Raw genomic sequence first — 3,512 nt, 5'->3', positions numbered from 1 at the left:
TCCCCCACCGACAACCCCGCCACCGCCAGCGCGTCACGAATCACCCGCTGCTGCGACGGACCGTTCGGCGCCGTCAGACCATTCGACGCACCGTCGGAGTTGACAGCGCTGCCGCGCAGGACGGCGAGGACGGTGTGGCCGTTGCGTTCGGCGTCGGAGAGGCGCTCCAGGAGGAGCATGCCCGCGCCCTCGGCCCAGGCGACGCCGTTGGCGCCGGCCGCGAACGCGCGGGACCGGCCGTCCGGCGAGAGACCACGCTGGCGCGAGAACTCGATGAAGTTCTCGGGCGAGGCGAGGACGGTCGCGCCGCCGGCGAGGGCGAGGTCGCACTCCCCCTGTCGCAGCGCCTGCGCCGCGAGGTGCAGCGCCACCAGCGACGACGAGCACGCCGTGTCCACCGTGAGGGTCGGTCCTTCGAACCCGAACGTGTAGGAGACCCGGCCGGAGGCGACGCTGCCGGCGGTGCCGGTGCTGATGTAGCCCTCCAGCTCGTCGGGGACGGCGCCGAGCCGTGACACGTAGTCGTGGTGCATGAGGCCGGCGAAGACACCCGTCCGCGAGCCCCGCAGCCCGAGCGGATCGATCCCCGCCCGCTCGATCGCCTCCCACGAGACTTCCAGCAGCAGCCGCTGCTGCGGGTCCATGGCCAGGGCCTCGCGCGGGCTGATCCCGAAGAACTCGGCGTCGAAGCCCGCGACGTCGTCGAGGAAGCCGCCGTGCCGGGCATAGGAGGTGCCGGGCGTGTCCGGGTCGTCGGCGAAGAGGTTCGCCAGGTCCCAGCCGCGGTCGGTCGGGAACTCGGAGATCCCCTCACGACCCTCGACGACCATGCTCCACAGATCCTCCGGAGACGCCACTCCCCCGGGATAACGGCAGCTCATCGCCACGATCGCGACCGGCTCGTCCACCACACCCGCACCACCGCGCCGCACCACCGACGCCGGCACCGCCCGGTCGGGCGCCCCCAGGAGTTCGGTGAGCATGCGGGCGGCGAGGGCCGGGACGGTCGGGTAGTCGAAGGCCACGGCGGCCGGCAGCTTCAGACCGGTGGCGGCGGTGAGCCGCTGGCGCAGCTCCACGACGGTGAGGGAGTCGAAGCCCAGGTCCTGGAAGGAGCGGTCGGCCTCGGCGGGGCCGAGCGCGGAGCGGCCGAGCACGCCCGCGACCTCGGCGGCGACGAGCTCGCGCAGGAGCGTGGGGCGTTCGGTCTCGGGCAGCGCGTTCAGGCGCTGGACGAGGCCGGAGTCGCCGCCGCTCGCGGTGCGCCGGCGGGCCGGGGCGGGGACGAGCCCGCGCAGGACCGGGGAGAGCGCGGCGGTTCCGTGCGTACGGATCGCGGCGGTGTCGATGCGGGCCGCGACGACGGCGGCCCGGCTCGTGCCGGTGAGCGCCGCGTCGAAGCACGCGAGGCCGTCCTCGGTGGTCAGGGGGGCCACGCCCGAGCGGCCGAGCCGCTTGAGGTCGACCTCGCCGAGGGCCCCGGCGAGGCCGCCGTGGTCGGCCCACAGGCCCCAGGCGATCGCGGCGGCGGGCAGGCCCTGGGCCCGCCGGTGCTGTGCGAGGGCGTCGAGGAAGACGTTCGCGGCCGCGTAGTTGGCCTGGCCGGCGCCGCCGAGGGTGCCGGAGACGGAGGAGAAGAGGACGAAGGCGTCGAGCGGCATGCCGCGGGTGAGCTCGTCCAGGTGGACGGCGGCGTCGACCTTGGGGCGGAGCACGGTGTCGACGCGGTCCGGGGTGAGGGCGGCGACGACGCCGTCGTCGGTGACGCCCGCGCAGTGCACGACGGCGGTCAGCGGGTGAGCGTCCGGGATGCCTGCGAGGAGTGCGGCGAGCGCGTCCCGGTCGGCGGTGTCGCAGGCCGCGAGCGTGATCTCGGCGCCGAGTTCGCGGAGTTCGGCGGCGAGTTCGGCGGCCCCGGGGGCGTCCGGGCCGCGGCGTCCGGTGAGCAGCAGGTGCCGGGCGCCGTGAGCGGTCACCAGGTGGCGGGCGATGACGCGGCCGAGCGCGCCGGTCGCACCGGTGACGAGGACCGTCCCCTCGGGATCGAGGGCGGGGCGCGTGTCCTCCGTGCGCGGTGCCCGGACCAGTCGGGGTACGAGGACGGTGCCGTCGCGCAGCGCGAGCTGGGCCTCGTCGGTGGCGAGAGCCGTCGACAGCTCCCGCCCGTCGCCTTCACCGCGCGCGGCGTCGACGAGGACGAAGCGGTCCGGGTGCTCGGTCTGCGCGGAGCGCACCAGGCCCCAGACGGTGGCCTGGGACAGCCCGCCGACCTCGTCGTCGGGGCCGGTGGCGACGGCGTTCTCCGTCACGAACACCAGGCGGGAGTCGGCGAACCGCTCGTCGGCCGACCAGTGGCGTACGAGTGCGAGCGCCCGGTGCGCGGCGACGCGGGCGGCCTCGGCCGGGTTGCCGTCGGCCGACGGGAACCGGGCCAGGACGGTCTGCGGTACGGCTCCGTCCGCGGCGAGCGCGTCGAGCGCCGCCGGGTCGGCGGCCTCGGCCCACCGGACGGGCGCTTCGTCGCCGGAGGTGGTGGCCGCGGGGGTCCAGTCCAGCTCGTACAGGGAGGAGCGGGGCCCGGCGGTGGCGCCGCCGAGGCTGCCCGATCCGTCGCGCAGGGTCAGCGCCGCCACCGTGGCGACGGGCGCGCCGGACGGGTCGGCGAGACGGAGCGCGACCACGTCCTCGGCGGTACGGGTCAGGGCGACCCGGAGCCGGGTGGCGCCGACGGCCGCGAGCCCGATGCCGGCCCAGGAGAAGGGGACCCGCAGCCCCGCGTCGGCCGGCCGGTCGAGGTGGGTGAGGTGCAGGGCGGCGTCGAGGAGCGCCGGGTGGATGCCGTACGGGGCGGCGTCGACGTCCTCGGGGAGGGCGACCTCCGCCCACAGCTCGCCGTCCGCGCCTCGCCAGGCCGCGCTGAGCCCGCGGAACGCGGGGCCGTAGCCGTACCCCTTCGCGTCGAGGCTCTCGTACAGGCCGGTCACGTCGACCGGGGTGGCGCCGCTCGGGGGCCACGCGCCGAGCGTGAAGGTGTCGTCGGCGGGCTCCGGGCCGAGCACGCCGTCGGCGTGCCGCGTCCAGGCCCCGTGGTCGTCCTCGGCCTGGGCGAAGACGCCGAAGCGCCGGTGTCCGGCCTCGTCGGGCAGGTCCACCGTCACCTGGATCCGGACGGCGCCGGCCTCGGGAAGGAACAGCGGGGCGCTGAGCGTCAGTTCGCCGACGGTCGGGCAGCCGACCTCGTCGCCGGCGCGCACCGCCAGCTCGGCGAAGAGCGCGCCGGGCACGACGGTCCGGCCCTGGACGGCGTGGTCCGCGAGCCACGGGTGGTCGGCGAGGGAGCAGCGGGCGGTGAAGAGCGTGCGGCCGTCGTCGGCCACGTCGACCGTCGCGCCGAGGAGTGCGTGTCCGGTGTTGTCGAGACCGGCCGAACGCAGGTCGGTCACCCGACCCGCCGGGGCCTCCAGCCAGTACCGCTCACGCTGGAACGGATACGTCGGCACGTCGACCCGGTT

At 76.1% G+C, this 3,512-nt stretch carries 1 protein-coding gene; it reads right to left on the bottom strand.

Features of this window, described 5'->3' with window-relative positions; all coding sequences use genetic code 11:
* Positions 1-3,512 (bottom strand): type I polyketide synthase (locus tag ACFYX3_RS41960; protein ID WP_389025408.1); only part of this gene is annotated, 3,512 nt, incomplete at both ends.

The sequence above is a fragment of the Streptomyces sp. NPDC002463 genome, from assembly GCF_042889835.1.
Taxonomy (GTDB): Bacteria; Actinomycetota; Actinomycetes; order Streptomycetales; family Streptomycetaceae; genus Streptomyces; species Streptomyces nymphaeiformis.
This window is presented reverse-complemented; position numbering and strand designations above follow the sequence as displayed.